We start from the raw sequence: 22,455 nt of genomic DNA, 5'->3' as shown, positions 1-22,455 counted from the left end.
AGGCATCACTTTTATCAGAGGCTGGATGTTATCTAGTAAATATTGGTTCATTGTTTAGTGCCTTGGAAGACGAATGTTTTCAAGGCGGTCTTCCAAGGTGATTGTGCCTATTCACACAAAAATTTTGGAGATAAACAATGAAAAAATACAATATCCGCACGGAACAACCGCGCGACTTTAAAATCGTCGAAAATCTCACCCGAGAAGCATTCTGGAACGTTTACCGTCCCGGCTGCGTGGAGCATTTTGTCCTCCACCATTACAGGAACGACCCAAGCTTTATCCCAGAACTCTCGCTCGTTATGGAAGTTGACGGACAAATTATCGGACACGTGATGTACGCGTGGTCGAAAATCGATGCCGACGACGGACGCAAAATCCGCATGATGACCTTCGGGCCCATCAGCATCCATCCGAACTACAAGCGACAGGGATACGGCAAGGCGCTCCTCGACTATTCCATGGAACTCGCGCGCAAGATGAGCGCAGGTTGCCTGCTCATCGTCGGGAACATCGGATTCTACGGCAAGAGCGGATTTGTCCCCGCTTACGTCAAGGGCATCCGCTACGCCGACGACCCGAACAGCGACGCGCCATACTTCTTGTGCAAGGAACTCGACGAGGGATTCTTGGACGGAGTGATGGGCTCATACAAAGACCCCGAGGGCTACTTCGTAACCGAGCGAATGCCCGAAGAATTCGAGAAGTACGAAGCCAACTTCCCGCCTAAGGAAAAGCTAGTACTCCCCGGACAATTGTAATAGCAAAGGCAGCTCGCAAGTGCGGACTGCCTTTTTTCACTTTCTTCAAATTACGACATTATTTGTCGCAGTAAAAATCTATTTTTAGAGATATAACAAAATGAGAGTGAAACATGAAAAAAGATTACTTCAAGAAAGTTTGCAAGGCGTTACAAAAAAGAACCGAAAACAGACTAATCGGCCTAAATTTCATCACGCTCAAGAGCTACGAATACTGGATTCGCATGCTTCGATGCACAAAAAAATATCCAGACGCATCAGACAGCATCGCCATTCTTCCGAAAGAAAACGCCTCACGCATTTTAGAGAGACTCGCTAAACATTTTAAGCAAAAAAACAACGATGAAGATAAACATCCAAAAAGCCCAAAGCAGTCTTCCCATAAGAGAAAAATCAGAATTGACAACAAGCTATTCGACGTCGAAGAATCCGACAAATCAGAACTTTACCAAGATCGTCAGAAAACAATAACAAAAATTAGAGAAGTTCTCAAAAACAACAGCTCTATCGACGCAATCCGAAATGTCACAGGTCAAAACCTTGACGGCGAAGATATTTTCAACGCTCCGGCCCAAAAGATTTTCTTCGATGGGATTTCAAAGGAAATGTTAAAAATTCTCAAAACAACGAGTTCTTTTGACGACCCCTATCAAAAACGTCTTGACATCATACAAAAATCGTTCAACCTCAATCCAACAGAAATGGAAATTCTCATATTTGCATGGATTTTCCGCAACAAAGAAACATGCAGCGCCCTCCGTAATATAGTCGAATCCAATAGACACTATGAATCAAATTACGCAAACACATTTACTACGCTATATCCTGAACTTCAAATAGAAAACGCAATTTTGAACAAATCAACACTCAAGCGGATGGGGATTCTCCACAACGACCTCGACACATCCGAACGAATAGCGCTCTTTCTAGACGGGACATCAGGCAGCGACTTAGATTCTCTCTATTTCAAAGTCTACGAAGGCAATTCAGTCCCCTATAAAAAGCTGTGCAACAAAAACCCAAAAATCGAAATGGCATACGACATGCTCAAGCATGTAGATATCGGCCAAGGTATCAATATTTTCTTATATGGAGTCGAAGGAACCGGCAAAACGGAACTCGCCAAAGCGATAGCCAAAGAACTTAAGCGACCGTTAGTCCTTACCAACACAAGCATTGATGGCGTAAACAGAGAATCAAAAGAAAGCACTTCCATCCAAGAACGCATGGGAAGCATCTTGTATGCAGCAACCAAATACCAAAACAAGCGTGCAATTCTCTTGGTAGATGAAGCCGACATCATCCTGAATTTTTGTGAAAAAGGAGCGCTTAACTTTTTCTTGGAGCAAATCAAAGTACCCGTCATTTGGATTTCAAACAATATCAGATATATCGAAAATAGTACACGTCGCAGATTCGATTATTCCATAGAATTTGAAAGGCTTGATTCCGAAAAACGAATGGAAATCTGGGAATCTGTCATTAGCGAGCAAGATGCAAAAAACATGTTGTCACACAAATTCGTTCAACAACTAGCATCCGAGCTTTCTATTACCGCAGGCGGTATCACGCAGGCCATTGCAGGCGCAAAACATCTGCAAGAGAAAGGTAGCAAGACTCCTCCCGAAAAAGCAGTACGCATTATAGCAGAAGCTCAATCCAATTTACTATCACTCTCGCGAGAATATGTTCATCGAGATAGAGACACCCATGCACCCAATTACATTTTAGATGCTCTGAACATCGATACCGACATGAGTAAAGTCATGAAAGTCATCAATTCATTCAACGACAAATGGAAAGACTTCAATGATTACGACTGTCCCGAATCCTTGAACACTCTATTCTACGGAGCTCCCGGTACTGGCAAAACAGAACTCGCAAAGCACATTGCAAGGACTCTCGACCGTAAACTCATTGTAAAACGAGCTAGTGAAATTTTAGATTGTTTCGTTGGCGGAACCGAGCAAAACATTCGAGCAATGTTCCATGAAGCCGAAGAAAAGAAAGCCATCCTTTTCTTAGATGAAGCGGACAGTTTTCTACAGGAACGTGGCGGAGCCGAACACAGGTGGGAAGTAACGCAAGTAAACGAGCTATTAACGCAAATGGAAAACTTCAAGGGAATCTTCATTGCGGCAACAAACTTCAACAATAATTTAGACTCAGCTTCACGCAGGCGATTCGCATTGAAGATAAAATTCAACTACTTGCAGCCAGAGGGAATCGAAAAAGTATGGCAAGCGTTTTTCCCGAAAGTCGAATGCCCCGCCGCCGCTCGCGAGCTAAAATCACTCGCACCAGGCGATTTCAACGCAGTCTATGGATCATTCCGCTATTATGACGAAAGCGAAATCTCCGCCGAAAACATTCTGCAAGCACTGCGCCACGAAATCGAATGCAAGGACACTCGCGAAGGACGCAGAATGGGGTTATAACTGATATGAGAAAAAAATTTCTATAAAGAGGCGCTATGAAAATATTTATATCCGGATCAAAATCCATTTCAAAGTTGCCTGAATTGGCAAAAATATTCATCGACCAATTCATCGAAAACAACGATGAAATTCTTATCGGTGATTGCTACGGGGTTGATGCCGTCGTACAAAAGCACCTTGAATCCAAGAGTTTCAGCAATATAACCGTTTATTGTAGCGGAGTCAACCCGAGAAACAATTTTACATCATCCGCAAAAATCCACTCATGCGCCGAAGCGGCCAAAGGCCTTACCGGCCGCGCCTTTCACTATGTGAAAGACGTTCAAATGGCAAAAGATTGTGACCAAGCTCTTATGATTTGGGATGGAAAAAGCAAAGGCACAGCAGAAAACCTCAAGCGTATAAAGGAAATGGGTAAACCATTTGTTTTGATAAGAGGGTAATGTTATCTTTTTAATTTATCCATCAATATGTGGTAAATTTCAGTATTCTCAATCTGCATGATGGTAGTAATTTTGTTACCAGCATCTTTAGATGAAGCACCACAGTGAAAAAGCTTTTCACCTTTTAAGCCGTAATCCAGAAAAATATAGCGGTCATGGATTTTACCCCTTGTCCGATCCGTGAAGAGCTTTACATCAGGGCGAGCCGCCGAGAAATCATTCTTAATTTGATCTGCCAGCGATTCAAATCCTTGTTCATCGCTATAAATTGTCACAGAAACGCCCTTGGCAATTCCTCGCAAAAGATCGAGCGTTTTCACGCCAACATAATCGTCAATAATGGCGATGGATTTCTTTGCCATGCCATAAATTTGCGTATAAGCAACATCCGCTTCCAACTTTTTTCCATTCAAAATCAAGAAATGCTTGTAGGTAGAAGGATCAACAAAATTTTCCATGACCTTCTGCAAGTCGGACTGAATGACGGCAATATCCTTGGTATTCCATTCCGTTTGCATGGCTATTTGAACTAGGCCTTCATTACTCAACAAATTCCGATTTTCAGCAATGATATAGTCTTTCATCTGCTTGAAAAGGCGGATAAGAGCCTTGCTTTGTGCCGTCGCCCGTTCGCCCTTGAGAACAGTCATAAGCATATAAATGCCTTGCTCGGTAAAAGCGTAAGGAGCATACTTGACATTTGAACCGCGAGAGCCCTTGTTCAAGGTCAAAAATTTTGACCTTGAAGGTTCCTTATTTTCGGTTTCCATGTTCATGGTGCAAATTTTGCACCTTGAAAGTTCTTCAATTTCCCCAAAATTCAGCTGAAAGCGAAAATCTTCATCGAATTTTTCGATATTATTCTTAATCTGTTGATTAAAAGCCTTCGTACTATACCCATAAATCTCCGCCAAGTCAGCATCAAGCATGACTTTGAGACCACGAATCGTGTAGATTCGCGATTTAAGCATATTTTCGTCTATCAGGGAAAATTCAGACTTGGCAACTGCCGGGACATCATTTTTCATCATTTACTCCTTCCCATCTACAAGCAAAAAAGACAGGATTACACATTTGTTCACCAACAATATAAATTCAAAAACGACTCTTGTCAAGAGCCTTAATAGATATTGGGAACGGAATTTCTTTTAAGAAGTTTTCCGTTTGCTTCAGAACATTTTGCAACGCCGGGATTTGCTCAAGATAGTTTTGAATATCAAAAGACATTTGAATGGTATAATCTTTTTCGATTTCCATTATAATTCTTGACGATTGCTCGTTATAATTCGTGAATTCATCAACGAACTTCACAAGGTTTTCAAGAGTCGCTTCAAGATTACACCAGCAGCGTTCATACGAAACATTAAATTTCCCTGCGTCAATATGTGAAAAACGAATGCTCAAATATTTAGCATCACAATCTACCAGGAATTCAATTGAAGCGGCACTACCCAAAGACTTGCGCAAGCAAACAACTTGCGACTTATCGCAATTCCGATACCCCTTTGATTCTTGCTTATAAGAAATTTCAAACCCGTAATTTGGCTTCGCTTTTTGCAAGCGTTTAAAAGCAGCAAGAACATCCCTTCTATGCAGGAAAATCACATCAGCATTTGGGGCATAAATCTTTTTAACAAGCGATTGCCAGAAATCACAGCAGGTTTCGGATTTGGATTTGATAAATTTGGAGGTCTGTTCTTGCATAGATTAGAATGGCGGAGAATTTATTTCGCGGGTTTAATCCTTTTTATTAAAATGAACTCGCGATTCTTAGATAACCCAGTTCGATAAACGCCGCTATCTTTTTCTGCAAATAGATATTCTCTTTTAACTTTCAAATTACAGCCATTTCTCATTTTCTTTGAACGCCAATTACGAGTTTCTTTTTCTTCTTCAAAATAAGGATCATAACAATAAATATAGTCGCCCTTTTCGTAAAAGGCTGTAATATAATGCCAGTACCCACCAGCTATTTTCACATGTAAAATACAACATACGTTTTCATCTTCTAAATCAATTTTGTCAAAGTTCGCTATTCTCCCAACTTGACGATCTATATCAACTGCAAAACTCCAGTCTTTTCTGCGATAATCCTTAAGCCACTTTGAAAGTTTTGCGATATCCTTTTCCGAAGATCCATGGTATAAGCCCCCATTCAAAGTAATTTTATAAATTCCTTGCACAACATCTATAGGAATTTCTTCACGCTTAAATAAATAGATTAAAGCGTTAATAAAAGCTGTCGGGGCACAATCGTACCCCGCTATTTGCGGTCGGAATTCAAATTGATTTTTCTTATTCACGGCAAAATTTAACCTTTAGGTTTAAAGGATTCCTCATCTATTTTCTTCCATTCGCCCAATTTTTTATTTAAATTCACCTCACCTTTTTCCATTTCAAAATATTCAAACAAAACATCAACAATCTTTTTCCCGTTTTTTGAATGTCTTAATTTTATATCATCAAAAAAGCTTTCTCTAAACTCTTTTACAGCAGGAATATCATCCCAAAAATTAGGCATAGGGTTAAAATATATTCCGTTTTGCTTATACAATTCCTTATTTTCACCTTTTTCGAACCACATTGATTTTTCACGGATAAAACGACAGAATTCTTCTTTTAACTCGTCAAAATCATTTTCTTTGAGCTTTTTATCTTCTGTCAACAACATATTTAATCTATCAAAAGAATCCTTTAGTCTTTTTGAAGTATCATTTGAAAGATTTTCTCTATTTTGAATTAGAATATTATTAATACTATCATACCTCTCTTTTCGTTGATCCGTAATCTTATTTATAGTTTCTTGAATAAAATCATGTCTTTTCCCTGTGGGCACCCAATAGCCCAAATTGGTTTCAACCGAATTTTGCTTTATATAGATAGTATCAGCTTCATCAATTTCTTCATTGATTCCTAGTAAATCATAAACATTTAATCGAGGATTCTTCGTATTAGGAATAAGATTTTTCCTGCTTTGCGGGTCAATATTTGAAAGCCAATTATCCCATAATGATTTTTGGGGATATGTCAGCGAAAAGTTTCGTTGCGCTTTAAAAAATATATAACCATTACCAATAAAATCTTTTAATGTGCCATTGAAAATAGCCTCACATTTCTTCGCATATTTAGCTTTTAAAAAAGCATCTATATCCTTTATGCCTTTCATTTCGTTCTGCAACTCTTTTACATCTATCAAACTTTTGTCATTTTCATAAAGAATGGAATCTATGTAATCACTTGCTGCTTTTTTGTCTTTGGTTTCTGCAATATCAACTAAAATTTCCTCATTTGAAGAAAAAGCATTATCACTTAGATTCAGGCTACCAACTAAACAACATGTGTTTTTTGAAACATTAGAATCCATTGATAGGTATAATTTTGTGTGGAGTAAAGAAGAATTTTCATAAACATATAATTTCTGCGTTTGATGTAATTTAACGCGTGTTAAATCTTTTAAAATTGAAATTAATCGATCTGTGGAACTACCCTGCGAACTAACAATTACGGTTGTTGAGCGACCTTGTCTTCCACAATCATACATTTTATCAAAAAAATTTTGGATAGTGTCCAAACCATAAAAACAGGATACGACAAAGACATCCGATTTACAAGACAATCGATTAACAAGTTCATCTAAAGTCAATTTTTGTATATTAGACTTGTTATGTAATTTATTGCTATAAAACATATTTTCCCCTTCTTTAGATTATACACCTCCTTTAAATCTATACTCATTTTCCTTCAAAATTCAGTAATTCTTATTCCAACATAGAATCACAGATACCCATTCATCTTCAAAATCAGCTCGCCCCTATCGCGATCTTGCCAAACATATTTTTGGTGGTAATGCAAAAACTCACGATTTTTTTCATCAAGTTTCCGAATAGACATATCGCCATAAAGTCCAAAAGCTTTCTGGTCCTCGTCGCTTAGCTTTTTAGAAATAACTATAAGACCGCAATCAAGAAAAGTAATGAGCCCTTTATTAAACAAATAAGCAATATCAGTCCTTAACAAAAATCCGTTATATGGACTCATTCGTTGCTCGACATTCTCACACGCAGCACAAGGCTTTGCGTGACAAGCTACCAACAATTCAGGATTATCGCATCCCGTAAACGCACATTTATTTTCCCAATATTTCATCATCTGACGCCGAAAAAGTCCTTGACCTCGACGAGCCTGGATTTCAGCAACGCATTCATACCAATCTGAATTTTTACTTTCTAATATCGGCATAATGTCATCAAAAAGCTCTTCGAAAACACTCTCTGCATCATTCTTGTCAAAGAAATAGGAATAAAACCACGATGTTCCATTTTCCAATTGCGCAGTTTTCTCAACAATCATTTTTTGAACATCATCTGATTCAATTTCTTGGCTTTCATCATAGTTCAATCCATCAAAACGAACTCCAATCGTTTCAAGAGTCAATTGCCGAAAATGCTCAGGTTTAATCAAAATAGAATCTGTCCCATTCCATTTTTTCTCAGTCCATTTATCTGGATTGTGCGGGATTATCAAATCAACCATTTTCTCGGGAATCCGCCCAACAAGCGCCATCGGGATAAAGAACGAAAGGCAAAAGCAACCACAGCCATTATTTGCAGCCGCACAACATCCAATCCTTAAACAAATCGGTCCTGGGAAAGGATGTACATTCCACCCATTTTTATTTTCATCGCACTTTTCAAAGACATCAACAAATGCATAAGCATTTTGAGGCTGACCATCGTGTATTTCATCAGCATCAATTTCCAAATCATGCTGTTTAAATAAATTCTTGTTATTCTCCAAGAATTCATCAAGCAATCTTCTCGCCTTTTTCATAACGAAGCAGCCTCCTTTTTAATGTTAAAAGCTCAACTTATACCGCACTTCAAATTGCTCTGGGCGGAATCGGACGACATCCTTGAAACTGTATAGGCTAGCATCAGTGTCGTAAAGCAATGCATCGAGTTCCCAAGTAACTCCGTCTTCGACAAACTTGTCTATAAGCATCATCTGCTTCCAGGCAGGAACATTGTAAGCCTTGTGGCGTTCGTGATGATCTTCGTTTGTATTTGCAAGAATGTTGATGGCATCCCAATTGACATACCAGAAAAGTAAATCGCTGATGTATTCGTGTTCACCGGCGATGCTCCAATCGTTTGCGGGACAAATTTCAGCTTCGAGTTCGTATTCTTTATACCACTCGTGTTTTTGCGCGACGAGCCCGGCGATGTCCTTTTTCGTGGCATTGAAGGTGCGGCTGATTTCGTTGTTGAGTTCACGGATGCGCTGGTCCATCGTGATTAGCTTTTTCATGTTTGCGAATGTCCAGCGAAATTCCTTGTTCAGTTTTTCTCGACGGTCGGTCAAGAATTCGATGTGTATTTTGGTATCGAATAGTTCCTGTTCCAAAAGGTTTTTGGGCATTTCTTTTTGCCACTGTTCAACGCAACCGCGTTTGCGGCCTTTATCAAAAACACGATAGAATTTTTCGAGGATGTCCCACCGTGGGGGTCGTGATAAAATTCTAGTCATCACGGCTCCAGTTTTGTGTAGTCAGGAATCGGGAGGTCATAAGGCAAAATGCGACTATCGTCATCGTTTCGGACTTCGTTGTTGAAGGCTCCGATGGCAAGTCGCCAATTATTTGAGGGTTCAGCTTCATGCGGAGAATGTTTCCCCGCTTTCAAAAACCTGACGAGCATCTTTTTCTCATTTTCATCCAGGAACCAAACCGATTTGTTGTACGACGCGCCCAGTTCGTATTTAGGCTCCAAAAAAGAAATGCGGGCGCACTTGGTCGCAAGCCCACGACGCCAATGATTGTACAGAACAAAATACGGCTTTTTAAACGGTCCAATATCAATGATGGCTCTGATGTCAATATTCATTCGGTTACTCCAAGCGCCATTGCAAGAAATCATGTTGAATTCCGAAATTTGCAATTCACCCGCAGGCGAATAGATATTGATTTGGCGTTCAGACTGATATTCCAAATCATCGTTCACCGGTAGGAACATGATGGAAAAACTGTAGACGGGGCAATAGAAGTTGCCCTCCGTGACATACTCGCGCATAATTTTTTCGGCGGTGCGAAGCGATGTGAAAATACCCAAGTCGTGCACGACCGTTTCGCGCCCTAAGCCGTTCGGCAGGATTGTCGCCGCCAATTGATAGATGTAACGTCCTCTCATAAAGCCTCTTTTATGTTTTTCTCGTAAAATTGTTATTCTTCAAAATTACTATTTTACTGCGACAAATAATGTCGTAATTTGAGTATAGGGAATTTTTTTTCGCGGCTCTTGACAATCGCTATTTACGGATTTATATTTTCTAGTGCTCATATGAGCATTTTATAGTTTTTAAAGCCTCGCTGTTTTTGCGTGTCCGCGGGGAAAGGAGAATTAACCGATGTTGACTATAACTCTAAATAAATCTAAATTGTGGAGGAGTTATGGCTCTTGAATTTCGCCCAAATCGACGAAATGGTCGCTCGTACCCATTCTTATCAAGAGGCTCATAATGGAAAGAATCCTTTTAGCATCTGATTGCACAATCTACCCCATCGATAGTAAAACAGACCTTTCTTCGTTTCAATGTGGCGATAGCGATTTAGACGATTTTTTCAAAAATGACGCCTATCTCTATTCCAAGCAACTTTTGGGGAAAAGAAGCTTTCCACATTGATGAATGTCAATCTCTTAAAACTCGTATGATGTATTTGGACTTAATTGATTTTGTGACCTAGCATTTACGCAGTTTTATAAAAATTACACGGATCGACTTGACAGAGCCAAACATTACAGTATATATTTGTGCAGTATGAAGAACGAATTAGAAAACACTTTTCTGCTTTACCACGACAAAGACGGCAATACAGATATTTCCGTGCGTTTTGCCGACGAAGATGTATGGGTGACACAGGTTCAGCTAGCCGAGCTGTATGAAACCTCTCAGCAAAATATAAGCCTGCACATCGACAACATATACAAGGACGAGGAACTGCCCAAGGAGGCAACTCACAAGGATTTCTTGTTAGTTCAACAAGAGGGGAAACGACAGGTTCATCGAAAGATCGCTCATTACAACCTCGATGTCATCATCGCCATCGGCTATCGTGTCCAATCCCCTGTTGCCACAAGGTTCAGACGGTGGGCCACAGCAAGGTTGCATGAATTCATCCAGAAGGGGTTCTCCCTTGACGACGAAAGGCTCAAAAATGGCAGGAACCGCTATTTCAAGGAACTTTTGCAGAGAATCCGCGACATCCGTTCATCAGAACGCAATTTCTATCAGCAAGTCACGGACATCTACGCAACGTCCATCGACTACGATCCCCGCAAAAAAATTACGAAGGATTTCTTTGCTACCGTTCAAAACAAACTGCATTACGCAGTTCACGAACATACCGCAGCAGAGCTTATCTACGAGCGAGTTGACAGCGAGAAACCATTCGTTGGCATGACAAATTTCAGGGGCGACTACATCACAGAAGACGATGTAAAAATCGCAAAAAACTACCTTTCGGAAAAAGAACTCCAGCGTTTGAATCTGATGGTATCGCAATTCCTTGATTTCGCCGAATTGCAAGCCTTGGATGAAAAGCCCATGAAAATGCAGGACTGGGTTAAAGCTCTCGACAATCAAATCATCATGAGCCAGCGGAAAATTTTGGAAGGCAAAGGCAAAATAAGCCACGACGAAGCTATGGAGAAAGCGGAACATGAATACAAGCTTTTCCGCCAAAAGGAATTGGCTAATTTGAAAAGCGATTTCGATCTGTTCTTGGAAGAGACGAAGAAGCTGTCAAACAAAATTTAGAGGTTTATTATGGCAGAGAAAACTCGCGGGGAACGCACTGTTCAACTTTTTGCTCACTTGATTTCGAATCCAGACAAGAGCTATTCCATCAGTAATTTGATGGAAGTGTTGCAGATTCCAGAGGGAGAACGCCGCAATGTGCAGCGCGACATGAGCTTTCTCGTGTCCATGAACAACGGAGCGTACATACAAACGCACGGCAAAGGGCGTTCATTCGCCTATCAGTCCGCCATCAAGACGGCAGACCGCCTGCTGTTCCCGAATTTTGAAAACACGATGCTGCATTTCGTATTCTTGCAGCGCATTGCCAACATCTACCCCGCGACAAGCGAACTGATTTTCGCATTGCTTGAAAAGATCAACAAGACTCTGCCAGCAAGCGAACGGAAAGCGCTCCAGCAAGTTTCCGATGCTCTGAATACAAAAATTCTCTTTATGGGAACACCACCAAATTTCGAGGAAGACGCGAGCGACAAACTCAAGACCATTTTGCGAGCCATTCACGATCACCGTAAAATTCTAGTGGAATACGCTACCCCAGAAAAAGTGGAAAAGAAAGTGCGCATTCCGCTGATGATCATCATTTATCAAAACGAGATTTACATCGGCTGCGAATCGCAAAGCAATCCGGGTAAGACGTACGTTCTCAAGTTCCGTCGCATCAAAAGCGTCGAGCTCACCAAAGAAACATTCCAAGAAAATCCTAAAGTTATCGAAACACTCCGCAAGCGTGTCATGCTCGGTTCCGCTATTTTAGGCACGCAAGATCCGAAAGCCGAAGATGTCGAAATCATTTTCGACCCAAGCGCCAAATTCTACCTTGATGAAAAGCCGTTCCACCGTTCCATGAAAGTCGAGGAGCTGAAAAACGGTCAATTACGCGTCACGATGAAGGTCGAGGCAAACGAACTACTTTACCGTTGGGTTCTTTCGTACGCGGACAGCGCCACAGTCATCAAGCCAATTTCGCTCCGCAATCGCCTATACGATTTTTCAGGTTTCCTATACAGCACATACTCCCATCGATAGCCCACATCCTTTACACATTCTGGAAAGGCTTACAACTGTGGTTTACAGAATTAACGTATTGCAAATCTCGTAAAAATTTCTAAACTTTTCCTTGGATTGAATAAACAATACCAGGCAGGTTAGATTTATGGCTAAAACTACCAAGAATGCAAGTGACATTACCGTGCTCGGTACCGATGCGGAAGCCTTCCGCAAGGCATTTACCGACCACATCCACCACACGCTCGCCCGCAGCAAGTACACGGTGACGGACCACGAAAAGTTCCTCGCTGTGGCTTACGCCGTGCGTGACCGTCTTGTTGACCGTTGGATCAAGACGCAGAACACCTATTACGAAAAAGACGTCAAGCGCGTCTATTACCTCTCTCTCGAATTTTTGATTGGCCGTACGCTCGGCAACTCCGTGTTGAACCTCGACGTCGAAAGCGCCGTGACGGAAGCTCTTGACGAAATCGGCATGACGCTCGAAGAACTCCGCGAACAGGAAGTGGACGCAGGGCTTGGCAACGGCGGTCTTGGCCGTTTGGCAGCTTGCTTCCTCGACTCCATGGCTACGCTCGAACTTCCGGCAACCGGTATGGGCATCCGTTACGAATACGGTATGTTCAGCCAGAAGATTGTGAACGGCGAACAGGAAGAACAGCCGGATAACTGGCTGCGCCTCCCGAACCCGTGGGAAATCGCCCGCCCGGCTAACGCTATCAAGGTGCCGTTCTACGGCTACGTGGTCAGCTGGATGGACGAAAACGGTCGCCTCCGCAACCGCTGGGAAACGAAGGACTACGTGATGGCCCTCCCGTACGATACGCCGATCCCGGGTTACAAGAACAACACAGTGAACAACCTCCGCCTCTGGAGCGCCAAGTCCGCTGACGACTTCGGTCTTAGCTACTTCAACAACGGTGACTACATCGCCGCTGTGCAGGACATGGAACTTTCCGAAACGATTTCCAAGGTCTTGTACCCGAACGACGCTTCCATGAACGGTAAGGAACTCCGCCTCAAGCAGCAGTACTTCCTCTGCTCTGCTTCTTTGCAGGACATCATCAAGCGCTTCAAGAAGCTCCACAACAACGATTGGAAGCTCTTCCCGGAAAAGGTCGCCATCCAGTTGAACGATACGCACCCGGCAATTTCTATCGCCGAAATGATGCGCATCCTCCTCGACATCGAAAACCTCGAATGGGACGAAGCTTGGGACATCGTAACGCACACGTTCGCTTATACGAACCACACGCTCATGCCGGAAGCTCTTGAAAAGTGGCCGGTAAGCTTGTTCGAAAAGCTCTTGCCGCGTCACCTCCAGATCATTTACGAAATCAATGCCCGCTTCCTCCGCATGGTTTCCATGAAGTGGCCTGGCGACAACGCTCGTCTCGCCCGCATGAGCCTTATCGAAGAAGGCGGCTGCAAGATGGTCCGCATGGCATACCTCTCCATCGTGGGTTCCTTTGCTGTGAACGGCGTAGCAGCACTCCACTCCGACCTCCTCAAGACCACGCTCTTCAAAGACTTCTACGAACTGTGGCCTGAAAAGTTCAACAACAAGACAAACGGCGTGACACCGCGTCGTTGGGTCCGCAAGGCTAACCCGGCTATGTCCGAACTCATCACTTCTAAGATTGGCGAATCCTGGGTCAAGGATTTGGACGATTTGAAGAAGCTCGAAAAGTTCGCCAAGGACGCCGATTTCCAGAAGAAATTCATGGAAGTCAAGAAGCAGAACAAGGAACGCCTCGCCAAGTACCTCAAGGCAACGCAGAATGTCGATGTCGACACGAACACGTTCTTCGACGTGCAGGTCAAGCGTATTCACGAATACAAGCGCCAGCTCTTGAACATTCTCCATGCCATCCACCTTTACATCCAGGTGAAGGACGGCAAGGAAATCATGCCGCGCACCATCATGATCGGTGGTAAGTCCGCTCCGGGTTACTGGATGGCTAAGCAGATTATCCGTCTTGCTAACGCTGTGGCTTCTATCATCGACGCTGATCCGGATTGCAAGGGCAAGCTCAAGATGGTGTTCCTCGAGAACTACCGCGTGTCCTTCGCCGAAAAGATCATCCCAGCCGCAGACCTTTCCGAACAGATTTCTACCGCTGGTACCGAAGCTTCGGGTACGGGTAACATGAAGTTTGCTTTGAACGGCGCTCTCACGATTGGTACGCTCGACGGCGCTAACGTGGAAATGAAGGAAGAAGTCGGTGACGACAACATCTTCATCTTCGGTCTCACCGTTGAAGAAGTGACGGACCTTCTCGCTAAGGGTTACCGTCCGCGCGACTTCTACGAACATGACGACGATCTCCGCCGCGTAATTGACCTTATCACTTCTGGCTTCTTCAGCCCGGATCATCCGGAAACCTTCAAGCACATTGCAGAAAAGCTCTTGTCGCATGACCCGTACATGCTCTGCGCAGACTTCCGCAGCTATGTGGATATGCAGAAGAAGGTTGCCGATGCTTACCAGGACAAGAAGCACTGGGCGGAAATGGCAATCCTCAACGTCGCTCGTATGGGCAAGTTCAGCTCCGACCGTACCATCAAGCAGTACGCCGAAGAAATCTGGAACGCCAAGCCGTGCAGCATTAAGCTGTAAGCTTAGACGAAAGAACGGACCTGCGGTCCTACAGACGAAAGACGAAAGTAGACGCAGGTTAAAACGTTATTACAGAAGAGTTCGCGATGAAAGTCGCGGACTTTTTTAGTGACGAATAATTGTTTCGTTTAGGATGACGCTGTAGAAATTGTCGCGAGCTTGACGGCGTTCGCGGCGCTTTGCGCGGCTCGCCTACCCCATTCAGAACAGGCGCCCACCATCAACTTCAAAAAGAACTTGTGTTCGTTTTCGAGCGAATCCGAAACATGGATAACCTCGCCATTTTCGTCATTCGGTGCAAGGCTCACCGAGTAATCGCAAGCTGGGCCACCATCGCCCCCGAATTCCACAGAGATAGTCCGCACATCGATATCGCTATTGCGGTCTACAATAAAGTCGAGTTCAGCCCCAGCATAAGCGCCTTTTACAATGCTTATCTGCATTTGCGCGCGGTCTTCGTTTTTTGAAATCGTGAACTTTTCCACATTCAAATCGTCATAGGCAAACATCGAAAGGCAAAGGCTCAAGTCATGCACCAACAAATCGAGCGCCACGTTCACATCGCGGCAACGCGCAGAATACTTGTGTTCGCGACGGAATTCCAAACGGAACGACGAACCCGCGGCTCCGATTTCATTCATAAAATGTTTGCGGAAATTCAAGAAAACCGAATTAAAACATTCCGACTGAGCCACAAATAAAATCACATTATTGCGGATAGCCAAATCCACCAATTCTTGCGCTTGCGCACCAAGCGTTGCAAGCGGTTTTTCTACAAATACGGAGATTCCACGTTTCAAACAAAGCTTTGCATACTCGTAATGCGTTGTCGCCGGAGATGCAATCACGGCAAAATCAATCTTTTCGCTAGAAATAAATTCATCAACAAGCGAAGCACGCACATTCCCTGCGCTATCCAAATCTTCTATGTCAAAAATTTTAAGGAACTGTACACCGGAATATTCAAAAAACTTGCGATGGCGTTCGCCCATGGTGCCATTGCCAAACAGCACCGCCTTATAATTTCGCTTCATGGGAAATCTATCATTCAAACTTCAATTACTCTTTCGGCTCAGAGTACTTTGTACTCTTTTCCATGTACATTCGCTTATCAGCAGTTTCCATAGCCTGCATAAAGCTGAGTGACGGCGACGGAATTTCGCAAGAGCCCAAAGAAACGCAAATCGGCTTGCCCTTCAAAAGCAACGCACGAGAAACTTCGTTCATGTTGTCGATATACTTTTTGCATTCTTCTTGCGTCGTATTCGGGAGCACAAGGAAGAACTCGTCACCGCCCACGCGGAACATCACCGCATTTTCAGGGAGCACCACGCGGAACAGCGATGCCGTCAGGCGAATCAGTTCATCGCCGATAGCATGTCCGTACGTATCGTTCGTTTTCTTTAAACCGTCGCAGTCCGCAGAAATCACGCACATCGGACACATTTCTGGTTTTACAGGGTTCGAAACCCATTCTTCAAAATAATTACGGTTGTACAAGCCCGTGAGCATGTCGGTGTGAGCATACTTTTCGAGTTTCTTTTCGAGCAAGACTTTTTCGGTCACGTTGTTGATAAGACCCACAATACCAATAATATTGCCATCGTCATCGCGAACCGGATTCTTGATGAGTTCCAAAAATTCAGTCACGCCATCCTGATTGATTTCAATGACGTACTGCGTTCCCTTGCCTGTACGGAGAATTTCGCGATCCTGTTCCATCGCGAGTTTTGCGTTTTCCTTATCCTTGCGGATTTCCAGGTCGGTCTTGCCGGCAATATCCCACGAAGGATCCTCGGCACCTTGAAGGTGGCGCCAGTAATGCGTCGAAAAAACGTAGCGGCATTCGGTGTCCTTGAAGAAAATATTCGATGGAATCTCTTTCAAGATTTTCTTGAACAAGTCATAGTCAATCTTCATTACGTCCATAGAATACTCCTTCTCCACCAAAACACCATACAACTACACTTTTTTAATTTAGCTTTCACTTACAACTATTGCAACCGGTACCCTCAAAGATTTATATTTGAAATTGGAATATTCAAGGGGTTTAAACCCGCTTTTGAGGAATTTATGGACATCAAAAAGACTAATGCCGCCCGCATTTTGGACAGGCAGAAGATTCAATACGAACTAATCCCATACAAGGTTGATGAAAACGACCTTGGCGCACAGCACGTGGCCGACAGCCTAGGCGAAGATATCAACCAGGTTTTCAAGACGATTCTCGTGCATGGAGACAAGATTGGTTACCTTATTTGCGTTGTTCCAGGCAATCTCGAAGTGGACTTGAAGGGGGCTGCCAAAGTAAGCGGCAACAAGAAAATCGACACCGTCCCGCTCAAGGATTTGACTCCGCTGACGGGTTACATTCGTGGCGGCTGCAGCCCGCTCGGACTCAAGAAGAACTACCCCATTTTCATTCACGAGACAGCGATGCAGTTCCCGTACATTTACGTGAGCGCAGGCGAACGTGGTTTGCAGTTGAAAGTAGCGCCGGCAGACTTGGTTAAGGCTACGCGAGCAACGGTTGGCGTGATTGCACGTGTCCACCCGGAAGATCCGGACGCAAAGTAATTAGAAAAGTAAGGGGTTGGTTTTATGGTTTATAAGTTTGTTGCAATGGGATGTGCCGCCTTAATCGCTTGTTTAGCAGCATGTTCCGATGATGCGTCACCCAGTTTCGCGGGACCCGCAGAAAGTTCCACGGAGTCCTCAAGTTGCGCGGCAGTTCAATCGTCAAGCAGTTCTGAAATTGCCGCAGCATCATCAAGTTCAATCGACAACGTCATTGAAAGCTCCGCGGCATCTTCAAGCAGCATGACAATTGAATTTTCCAGCAGTTCCGAAACGGTTTCCTCAAGCAGCTCGGAAACAACTTCTTCAAGCAGCGAAGAACCCGCCGCAGAATACTTCTGGAACGACGAATTCGACGGTGAATCCATAGACTTAAACAAATGGACATTCGACATCGGCACAGGCGCAAGCGGCTGGGGCAACAACGAATGGGAATACTACACCGACCGTAAAGAAAACGCCTACGTCAAGGACGGCGTCTTGCACATCCGCGCCCAGAAAGAAGACTACGAAGGTCAAAAGTACACCTCCGCCCGCATGCTCACCAAAGGCAAATTTGCGTTCAAGTACGGCACGGTAGAAGCGCGCATTGCACTCCCGACCGGCAAGGGAATCTGGCCTGCATTCTGGATGCTCGGCGAAAACTTCGACACAGTCGGATGGCCCGCCTGCGGCGAAATAGACATCATCGAAGCAGTCAATAGCGAAAACAAAATCTACGGTACAAACCACTGGGCAAACGGCACCGAATACGCGACCTACGGCAATAACACCGGCGATTACCGCAACCAGAAATTTGACCTCGACATCACGCAGTTCCACACGTACAAATTCACGTGGGACGAGAAATACATCCGCATGTTCGTCGATGACTTCATGTACCACGAGATTCTAATTGAAGGCAACGAAGGCGATACCGAGGAATTCCACAAGCCGTTCTTCTTCTTGCTGAATGTCGCCGTGGCAGGCAACTGGCCCGGCTTTGAAGTAGACGATTCACAGTTCCCGAACGAAATGCTCGTCGATTATATTAGAGTTATCAAGTAAACTGCACTTGCTTTATTTCGGACGGTGCAATAAAGCCGTCGTTCTTGATGCAATAAGCATAGCGGTAGCCATCGTGCAAGTCGATTTCCCGGAATGAATATTCCGGGCGTTTGCCTTCGTGAAACAGCGTCACATTCTCGAGTTCATCCATGTGTAGCGCAAACATATCTGGCATGAGCGAGAGGCCGCGCCCCGTCACTTTCATATAACATTCCTTGAGCGTCCACAGTCTGTAAAACGCCTCAGACTGCGCTTCGAGAGTTTCGAAATGCTTGATCCATGCAGATTCTTCGGGCTTGAAAAAACGCTCAGCAAGCTTGCCGCGGTCGCCCTTGATAATTTCCACATCGCAGCCGACTTCAAATGGCGAAATCACGCACATCACGCGTTCGCCCGAATGCGACAAATTAAAATGCACCTCCGGGAAATCCTTCAAATACGGCTTGCCATTTTCGCCATACGCAATATGATTGTCCGCGCCTTCAAACCCAGCATCGCGACATGCCATCTGGAGCAAAAGTCCAACGCCAAGTGATTGCATTTTCCCTTTAGGGAACTTAAACGACATTGCCTTTTTTTGGCGATATTCGGGAACCTGCCCCAAAAAACGCTCAAAAACAGGCGTTTCTTTCAACGCAGAAATATCGGCAATATATACTCGGGTCGTCACAAACACAAAAAAAATATAAAAATCTGACTTTCTACCATTTATTTATATAGTTTAAAAAGAGCACAATTAAGCAAGGAGAATTTTATGGCAAAATACAAGTGCGATGCATGCGGCTACATTTACGATCCCGCTGTAGGCGATCCGGATAACGGCATTGCGCCGGGCACAGCCTTTGAAGATTTACCGGACGATTGGACCTGCCCCATTTGCGGTGTCGGCAAGGACATGTTCGTCAAGGAAGAATAAAATCCGCTAAGTTTCTTTTTACGCCGGGTACAAGCACTACCCGGCATTTTTTTTGGCTGACCAAATTTTATATTTTGTCCCATAGCCTTAAAAGGATTTTGATTGACTATGAAATGGCCAGCACTAATCGTTTGCGCAGGGGTTTTAATCGGTTGTTCCGACAGCGGAACATCGTCTGCCGAGTCTATACACATTTCCATTGAAAATGACAAAGAACACAATGGGATGATACTGATAAGCACCCAAAACTCAACGGTTAGGTTAGGCGCAAAACTGAAGGCCAATTTCGCTTACGACTTTTCGATTGACAAGCACGAAGTCACCTGCGGTGATTTTGCAAAGCTCGTCAAGAATCACAAATGTGAAAACGCAGAACTCCCTGTAACAAACATCACCTTTTTTGACGCCGTCCTTTTTGCGAACGAAAAAAGCAAAAGCGAAAAACTCGACACCGCTTACAGCTACACCTCGGCAACGTTTGATTCCGACGGGCATTGCACAGAGCTCGCCGGTTACGAATTCCATGCCGACCGCAATTCCTACAGACTCCCCACCGAAGCAGAATGGACGCTAGTCGCTTCAAACAATTGGGAACCGCACAAAAGCTGGAACGCGGACAATTCCGACTACAAGTTGCACAAGCCCTGCACCGCCGATTCTACAGCCGACATTTGCGACCTTGCCGGAAACGCCATGGAATGGGTCAACGACTGGATGGGCGCATTTCGCGATACGACAATTACCAACTACGTGGGCGCTCCCGATGGAGGCAACATCGGTGAACGAGTCGTAAAGGGTGGCAGCTACCGCAACGAGCCCGCCGCCATGACGCTTGACAACCGCGGAGACGTTTATACAGTCACCTCATCGACCAAGGCAAACTACGTCGGATTCAGACTCGCCTTCGGCAAAATTCCAGATGCCGTCTGGATGAACGCCAAGGGCATTGCCATCGCATCGCCCATCAATGCTCTTACGACATCGGCAGAATTAAGGAAATCGACAAAGACCTATCACAACAAACTCGTTTTCCGCAATGACGAAACCGGCAACATTGCAATAATCAACTTCACGAACGGCACCCCGACCGTATCTGAAATCATAGACACCATCGACGCCTACCACCCCACCCTTTCGCCTGATGGAAGATTTGTTGCATTTTCAACAAAGTACGAGGGCATTTCGGGAACATCCGAGCTTTACGTTCGTCGCCTTGATTCCACGGAACTCAAATACAAACTAGATGTTGAGAGTGCGGCAATCCCGCGCTGGCGTGTACACGAAGGCGACACCGAAATCGTTTACGTCTCAAGCGCCGACAACAATTCCGACAAGGCAAAATGGGAAAACGCATCTACATGGAGCGTCAAATTCGCAGATGGTAAATTCGAAACGCCCAAGAAGCTCTTCAACGGGACATTCAACGGCGGCATCAGCGCTGACGGCAAGCTCGCTGTTTCGGGAGCAAGACTTCTCCGCGCCAACGTAAACGGCAAAAATCAAACGTGGTACAACGAAGAACAGGCCTGCAACGCATCGCTTTCTGAATTGACAAAGCAGACGCTATTCCTGGACTTTGGCGGAAAAACCGGAAAAGAATTTTCGGGCGCAAAATACAACACGCACGAACAAATGCTAATAGCCGACAGCACGGGGAAACTCGTCAAGATGATTCCGGCGCCCAAAGGCTACACGTTTGACCACACGGAATGGGTCCACAACAGCGAGAATTTCGCCGTGGCAACGCTTACAGACATCGATGGCGCCCACCCCAAAATCGTCCTCGTCAATACAAACGATTCAAGCGTCACAGAAATCGCAAGCGGTGCGGAACTATGGCATCCCGATTTTTGGATTGGCAAGCTCCAGAATTTTGAAACAAAACTAAACATCGATAGTGCCGGCATGTACGAGCTCAACTGCCCCTACACAGGCGACATGAGCACAACCATGAGCCGCTACGATATGGAATTACTTTACAAGCACCGCGACTCTATCAACGTTCTCGTTTCGGGTTCTTCAAGACCATGGGCCGGATTCAATCCCATCATTTTAAACAAGAACAAGGATATATTCTCCATCAACATGTCTAACGCGGCCGTAGACTTGTCTGTCGCCAAGAAATTACTGTTCCAGTACGGAGTCAATCTCTTGCCAAAACTGAAAGTCGTTGCCGTTTCCATCGATATTGACATCCTGTTCTGGCGCCACTTCGAAATGCCAAGCTTCTGGAAATTGATTTTTGAACACTCCACGGGATTCATCTACGACGCCAATCACAATTTCTGGGCAGACGGCTATCCGGAAGGCTTGTACGAACTGACTCGTGATTCCTACGGCGAAAACAGCGATATCAGAGAAACGGAACAGACAATGCTTGGCCATGTCGAGGACTCTGGCGATGGTTGGCAAGGCAGCCCCGTTTACGTGGACTCCACGAACATGGACGGAATCACCAAAGACCCCTCCGACATGCTCCTCGAAGAAGTCGAAGACTTTATCCAGGAAGCCGAAAGCAAGAATCTATACCTCATCGGCATCATCTTCCCGCAATCCCCCGATTATAGAAGTACAGGAGCATTCGGGCGCTATGGTCTCCGTCGCTCGATCGCCAAGAAGATGATTGAAAAAATCCAGAAGTTCCAGGATAAATACAAACACTTCATACTGATGGACGAAAACAAGATGGGCGACCACGACTACACAGACGAAATGGCATTGAACTGCGACCATCTTGCCGATAAAGGAGCAGCGCAATTAACAAATCGTCTAGATTCGCTCATCAAGACTCTAAAAATTGATTGGAAATAAATTTAAAGCCGGCGCTAGA

At 44.5% G+C, this 22,455-nt stretch carries 20 protein-coding genes; 10 read left to right on the top strand and 10 right to left on the bottom strand.

All coding sequences use genetic code 11. From position 1 onward, the window contains the following. Positions 1 to 137: 137 nt before the first annotated feature. The 3 genes from FSU_RS12545 to FSU_RS12535 all read left to right on the top strand — a co-directional run bounded on the left by FSU_RS12545 (position 138) and on the right by FSU_RS12535 (position 3,642). A complete protein-coding gene (locus tag FSU_RS12545; protein WP_015732207.1) occupies positions 138 to 761 on the top strand; it encodes a GNAT family N-acetyltransferase in 624 nt (207 codons plus the stop codon). Between the two features lie 113 nt (positions 762 to 874). Beyond that, complete coding sequence (locus FSU_RS12540; RefSeq protein ID WP_014546757.1) at positions 875 to 3,199, top strand: AAA family ATPase; 2,325 nt, start codon at positions 875 to 877, stop codon at positions 3,197 to 3,199. A 35-nt stretch (positions 3,200 to 3,234) separates the two neighbouring features. Beyond that, the gene (locus tag FSU_RS12535) at positions 3,235 to 3,642 is read left to right on the top strand and encodes a hypothetical protein (RefSeq protein ID WP_014546756.1); all 408 of its coding nucleotides are present in this window, start codon (positions 3,235 to 3,237) and stop codon (positions 3,640 to 3,642) included. Between the two features lie 2 nt (positions 3,643 to 3,644). On the opposite strand, the gene FSU_RS12530 is transcribed toward FSU_RS12535, so the two are convergent. The 7 genes from FSU_RS12530 to FSU_RS12500 all read right to left on the bottom strand — a co-directional run bounded on the left by FSU_RS12530 (position 3,645) and on the right by FSU_RS12500 (position 9,827). Beyond that, positions 3,645 to 4,673, bottom strand: a complete 1,029-nt coding sequence (locus FSU_RS12530; protein WP_014546755.1) for an ORF6N domain-containing protein — start codon at positions 4,671 to 4,673, stop codon at positions 3,645 to 3,647. 64 nt (positions 4,674 to 4,737) lie between these two features. Further along, positions 4,738 to 5,346: a hypothetical protein gene (locus tag FSU_RS12525; protein WP_014546754.1), complete on the bottom strand. Its 609-nt coding sequence runs from the start codon at positions 5,344 to 5,346 to the stop codon at positions 4,738 to 4,740. Positions 5,347 to 5,366: 20 nt separating this feature from the next. Next, positions 5,367 to 5,945, bottom strand: a complete 579-nt coding sequence (locus FSU_RS12520) for a cysteine peptidase family C39 domain-containing protein (RefSeq protein ID WP_014546753.1) — start codon at positions 5,943 to 5,945, stop codon at positions 5,367 to 5,369. 8 nt (positions 5,946 to 5,953) lie between these two features. Next, positions 5,954 to 7,330 (bottom strand): phospholipase D family protein, encoded by a 1,377-nt coding sequence (locus FSU_RS12515; RefSeq protein ID WP_014546752.1) that lies wholly within the window; start codon positions 7,328 to 7,330, stop codon positions 5,954 to 5,956. Positions 7,331 to 7,416: 86 nt separating this feature from the next. Further along, the gene (locus FSU_RS15965; protein WP_015732205.1) at positions 7,417 to 8,472 is read right to left on the bottom strand and encodes an HNH endonuclease; all 1,056 of its coding nucleotides are present in this window, start codon (positions 8,470 to 8,472) and stop codon (positions 7,417 to 7,419) included. A gap of 24 nt (positions 8,473 to 8,496) precedes the next feature. Continuing rightward, positions 8,497 to 9,168, bottom strand: a complete 672-nt coding sequence (locus tag FSU_RS12505) for a hypothetical protein (protein WP_015732204.1) — start codon at positions 9,166 to 9,168, stop codon at positions 8,497 to 8,499. Further along, positions 9,168 to 9,827 carry a hypothetical protein gene (locus tag FSU_RS12500; protein WP_014546750.1) on the bottom strand — a complete coding sequence of 220 codons (660 nt, stop codon included), beginning with the start codon at positions 9,825 to 9,827 and terminating at the stop codon, positions 9,168 to 9,170. The genes FSU_RS12505 and FSU_RS12500 overlap by 1 nt, the downstream gene beginning before the upstream one ends. 628 nt (positions 9,828 to 10,455) lie before the next feature. On the opposite strand from FSU_RS12500, the gene FSU_RS12495 reads away from it, so the two are divergent. The 3 genes from FSU_RS12495 to FSU_RS12485 all read left to right on the top strand — a co-directional run bounded on the left by FSU_RS12495 (position 10,456) and on the right by FSU_RS12485 (position 15,085). Next, positions 10,456 to 11,454 (top strand): virulence RhuM family protein, encoded by a 999-nt coding sequence (locus FSU_RS12495; RefSeq protein WP_015732202.1) that lies wholly within the window; start codon positions 10,456 to 10,458, stop codon positions 11,452 to 11,454. Positions 11,455 to 11,463: 9 nt separating this feature from the next. Further along, entirely contained in the window at positions 11,464 to 12,483 is a 1,020-nt protein-coding gene (locus FSU_RS12490; protein ID WP_014546748.1) for a helix-turn-helix transcriptional regulator, read from the top strand. 127 nt (positions 12,484 to 12,610) lie between these two features. After that, positions 12,611 to 15,085 carry a glycogen/starch/alpha-glucan phosphorylase gene (locus tag FSU_RS12485; RefSeq protein WP_014546747.1) on the top strand — a complete coding sequence of 825 codons (2,475 nt, stop codon included), beginning with the start codon at positions 12,611 to 12,613 and terminating at the stop codon, positions 15,083 to 15,085. Between the two features lie 128 nt (positions 15,086 to 15,213). Here the strand turns inward: FSU_RS12485 and FSU_RS12480 are convergent, their stop codons facing one another. Beyond that, positions 15,214 to 16,119: a Gfo/Idh/MocA family protein gene (locus tag FSU_RS12480; protein WP_015732201.1), complete on the bottom strand. Its 906-nt coding sequence runs from the start codon at positions 16,117 to 16,119 to the stop codon at positions 15,214 to 15,216. Positions 16,120 to 16,144: 25 nt separating this feature from the next. Then, the gene (locus tag FSU_RS12475; protein ID WP_014546745.1) at positions 16,145 to 17,014 is read right to left on the bottom strand and encodes a sensor domain-containing diguanylate cyclase; all 870 of its coding nucleotides are present in this window, start codon (positions 17,012 to 17,014) and stop codon (positions 16,145 to 16,147) included. A gap of 144 nt (positions 17,015 to 17,158) precedes the next feature. Here FSU_RS12475 and ybaK point away from each other — a divergent pair, with 144 nt between their 5' ends. After that, positions 17,159 to 17,662: a Cys-tRNA(Pro) deacylase gene (gene ybaK / locus FSU_RS12470; protein ID WP_014546744.1), complete on the top strand. Its 504-nt coding sequence runs from the start codon at positions 17,159 to 17,161 to the stop codon at positions 17,660 to 17,662. Positions 17,663 to 17,686: 24 nt separating this feature from the next. Beyond that, positions 17,687 to 18,709 carry a glycoside hydrolase family 16 protein gene (locus tag FSU_RS12465; protein ID WP_014546743.1) on the top strand — a complete coding sequence of 341 codons (1,023 nt, stop codon included), beginning with the start codon at positions 17,687 to 17,689 and terminating at the stop codon, positions 18,707 to 18,709. On the opposite strand, the gene FSU_RS12460 is transcribed toward FSU_RS12465, so the two are convergent. Continuing rightward, a complete protein-coding gene (locus tag FSU_RS12460; protein WP_157747955.1) occupies positions 18,702 to 19,250 on the bottom strand; it encodes a 4'-phosphopantetheinyl transferase family protein in 549 nt (182 codons plus the stop codon). The genes FSU_RS12465 and FSU_RS12460 overlap by 8 nt on opposite strands. Before the next feature lie 213 nt (positions 19,251 to 19,463). On the opposite strand from FSU_RS12460, the gene rd reads away from it, so the two are divergent. Both rd and FSU_RS12450 read left to right on the top strand, forming a co-directional pair. Beyond that, positions 19,464 to 19,625: a rubredoxin gene (gene rd, locus FSU_RS12455; protein WP_014546741.1), complete on the top strand. Its 162-nt coding sequence runs from the start codon at positions 19,464 to 19,466 to the stop codon at positions 19,623 to 19,625. Positions 19,626 to 19,733: 108 nt separating this feature from the next. After that, positions 19,734 to 22,436 carry a TIGR02171 family lipoprotein gene (locus FSU_RS12450; protein ID WP_014546740.1) on the top strand — a complete coding sequence of 901 codons (2,703 nt, stop codon included), beginning with the start codon at positions 19,734 to 19,736 and terminating at the stop codon, positions 22,434 to 22,436. The last annotated feature ends 19 nt before the right edge of the window (positions 22,437 to 22,455 follow it).

It is taken from the genome of Fibrobacter succinogenes subsp. succinogenes S85 (assembly GCF_000146505.1).
Classification (GTDB): Bacteria; Fibrobacterota; Fibrobacteria; order Fibrobacterales; family Fibrobacteraceae; genus Fibrobacter; species Fibrobacter succinogenes.
Note: the sequence above shows the minus strand (reverse complement) of the source record. Positions and strands in the feature narration are given on the sequence as shown.